This window comes from Arcobacter vandammei, from assembly GCF_016106035.1.
Lineage (GTDB): Bacteria > Campylobacterota > Campylobacteria > Campylobacterales > Arcobacteraceae > Aliarcobacter > Aliarcobacter vandammei.
In genome coordinates this window covers 1-3,273 of record NZ_JADKPZ010000037.1, presented here as the reverse complement: position 1 = coordinate 3,273, position 3,273 = coordinate 1, and the positions used below count along the sequence as shown (strand labels likewise).

Annotated in this window: 2 protein-coding genes; both read left to right on the top strand. The window is 24.0% G+C overall.

The window, feature by feature from the left end; genetic code table 11:
• Positions 1-481: 481 nt before the first annotated feature.
• Entirely contained in the window at positions 482-790 is a 309-nt protein-coding gene (locus tag IQC44_RS11300; protein ID WP_198306462.1) for a type II toxin-antitoxin system Phd/YefM family antitoxin, read from the top strand.
• Between the two features lie 944 nt (positions 791-1,734).
• Positions 1,735-2,655: a site-specific integrase gene (locus IQC44_RS11295; protein WP_198306461.1), complete on the top strand. Its 921-nt coding sequence runs from the start codon at positions 1,735-1,737 to the stop codon at positions 2,653-2,655.
• Positions 2,656-3,273 lie beyond the last annotated feature (618 nt).

The following is a 3,273-nucleotide window of genomic DNA, read 5'->3' as shown; positions in this document are numbered from 1 at the left end:
AGTATTTATAAAATTTCTCATATTTGTAATACCTATAATAATATTAATAGAAGTATTTCTTCCAATCAATAAAGAAGGTTTATGGTTAGAAGAGAAATAAAATATTTTTAGATTTAAAACATAAATTTAAAGGATAATTAAATATTATCAAAAGTAAAATAGTATATTCAAAATAATAAATAAATAAAATTTATAAATAAAAAGGTAGCAGTAATGGAAATACCAATTAACCCTGGATCAATTACAATGATGATAATTTTAGCCTTTGGAATATTTCTTGCTTATGGCAAATACTCTTATGAAAAAGATTTAAAGAATAAGAAAAAATAGTTTTATAATTTACAATAAAGTTAAATAAACTTTGATGGAACACCGTGTACGATGCAAGTCACATGTATGGTATGGAGCAGGGAAAAAGTTGGAGATAATATCAAATTCTTACCTATAGCTACAAATATGTATAACCAAAAAAGGATAAAAAATGATTACTTATACTCAAAAAGAGATAGTGGAAATTTCTGAACTTTCAAAACCTTTGAGTAGTTTTATTGACAAGATTTCGACAAAAGCGGTTGAAAAATTTGTAATTGTTAAGAATAATAAAACAGAAGCCGTTATTATAAGTGCAGATGAGTACGAACAAATAAGAAAGATTCAAGACTATTTAGAAAATTTGGAAATTGCTCAGATTATTAAAGAGAGAGTTTTAGATAAAATTGCAATTCGGATGTCTTCGGAAGAAGACTTGAAAAGATATTTTGGAAACAGAGGTATAAGTTATGAAATATAGAATTTAACTCTTGCTACAAGTTTTTCAAAAGAACCTGGATATTGCATTAGTCTTGGAACTCTAATATAAAATTTTGGATAGCTTTATTCACTATTGTTTGAGCAAGATAAGATTTATCTGTTCTTGTAAAACCTGTAAAAATTATATTATTTCCATCTTAAATAAATTTCAGTGAAGCTAGTTCTAAAATTAAAGATTTATCAAGAACTCTATTTGATATAGAGAAGTTTATATCTTCTATATGGAAACTTTAGTGTGAAATCTCTAATAAAAAAAGAACTCTAAATAAAATTCAATTTTCAAAAACAATCTCTTAAAATAATTCAAGTTATAACTACATATCTTTTCAAAATAAATCTCCTAGCAAATAAAAAATTTAGAAAAATAAATTCAAAAATCTTAAAAATACTGTTTTATTTGCTGTTTACTAAATGTTTTTTTTACTGTTTTTTTGTAAAAAATAAACACTTTAACAAAGCCTTATTCTAGGCTTATTTTCTCAAACTTAGTAAAAAAAAGGAAACCGAAGCAAAAATTTAAACTATCAAAAAAATTTACCTTAAAATAATAAACAAAAATTTGTGTTACAATTTCCTAATTTTAACTTTTTTAATAATTGGTTTACAAAACTTTGTAAGCTAGATTCAAAATATATTTTTTATAAATATATTAACCAATAGATGTTTTATCTATTAAAAAATATCTATTACTACTTATCTTTTTTAATTTTCAAAAGCACAATTACTTTTAAGCAAATCAAAAAGATAAAAACAAAAAATAATCCTTAGAAATTTACGAGTTTCTTTTTGCTATTACGATTGTAATGACAAAAAATTCAAATGCAAGAATTTAAATAAATGCAGATTGACTTAACTAACTTTTGCTTCAGATAGGAGCTGAATCTATCATCAAAAATAAAAAAATTTCATAGAAAGGAGGAAGAGATGAGAGGAAGTGTTTATTATCAAAGCTCCCAACTTGTTAAACAAATATTTCAAGAAGGAGCAAAAAAAGAAGATAAAATAAATCCAAATCATGAATACTACCAAATGGTTTCAAGCTATAAAACTATGGAGAGTTACAGAAGAGTTTGGAACAACTTTTTTAACTATCTTTTAGAACATTGGAAGATAAGAAATTTTGAAAAAATTAGTTCAGAACATGTTCAAGCGTATATGGATTATAAGATTGAATACTATCCAAGTAAACAATACTTAGAAAAAATTTCAGCTGCACTTGGTAAGTTAGAAATTGCTTTAAAAAACTTTTCAAAAAATATTCACAAGATAGAAAAATATTATGATTTTTCAATTAGGCAAACTATTTTAAATGAAGCAAGAGATTTAAAACTTGTAGCCAGTAATTATCACAATCGTGCATACAAAAACCCAATGCTTTTAATTTCAAATTTAAAAAATCCTATTAATCAACTTGCTGCAAAAATTCAACTAGAAGGTGGAGCTAGAATTGAAGGAGTTGCATTAATAAAACCTGAACAAATTCTTGGAATTAAAATTGATAAAGTAACACAAGTTGAAAAAGGAATTATCTTTACAAAAGAGAAAGGTGGAAAGCAAGGTGAAGTTTTAGTGTCACTTAAAACTTATGCTGAATTAAAAAATTATCTATCATTAAATTCAAAATTTAAAATCAACCGTCAAGATTATTATAACGATATAAAACAAGCAGCAATTATTTCAAAAGAAGTTTCTGAAGGAAGTCATGGTCTTAGATGGAACTTTGCAAAAAGAAGGATGTTTGAATATGGAAAAGCTGATTACACTTATTCTGATTCACTACAACAAGTTAGCTATGAGATGAAGCATAATAGAGCTAGTATTACTGAGCATTATCTTGGAGGATGATTTTTATTTTCTTTAAAAAAGTTCTTATATTATAAAAATATTAACCTTTGATTTTACAAATAAAATTTACAATTCGTTTTAAAAATATTTTTGTTTGATGATATAAAGATTTTGTAATATTTGATAGCTTTGCTATAATTAACACAGAAAATTTATTGATAAATAAACTAGGAGAAAATTTGGAAGAGTTAAGATTTTCATTAGTCGCACTGTTTGCATTTTTTGTACTTTATCTATCTTTTAAAGTAAAAAAGAAAAACGAAAATAAAAGCACTAAGTAATTATTTTAATCTCTAAAAATAATAAATCCCTGTTACTTATAAATAAACAGGGATTTTATAAAATATTAAAATTACTTTTATTTTAAATTTTTATCTTTTTCATAATCAAATTTGCCAACTGCTAAAATTATTCCGATTACCAACATTGTAAGTAGGATAATTGTTACTGTATTAAATTCTAATTGCATTTTATCTTCCTTTATATGATCTGATTCTTTTAATTTTTAGATATTTTTTATATCTGTTAAACTCTCGTTTAAATTTATCATTTAAGTCAATTGCTAGAAGTATTAACATCATAAAACAAAATACAAAAGCTATAGCTATTTGTCCATCA

Bases quoted from the DNA above. Each gene is read 5' to 3' on its own strand.
- IQC44_RS11295 (WP_198306461.1), top strand. From the start codon at position 1,735: ATGAGAGGAAGTGTTTATTATCAAAGCTCCCAACTTGTTAAACAAATA.
- IQC44_RS11300 (WP_198306462.1), top strand. From the start codon at position 482: ATGATTACTTATACTCAAAAAGAGATAGTGGAAATTTCTGAACTTTCA.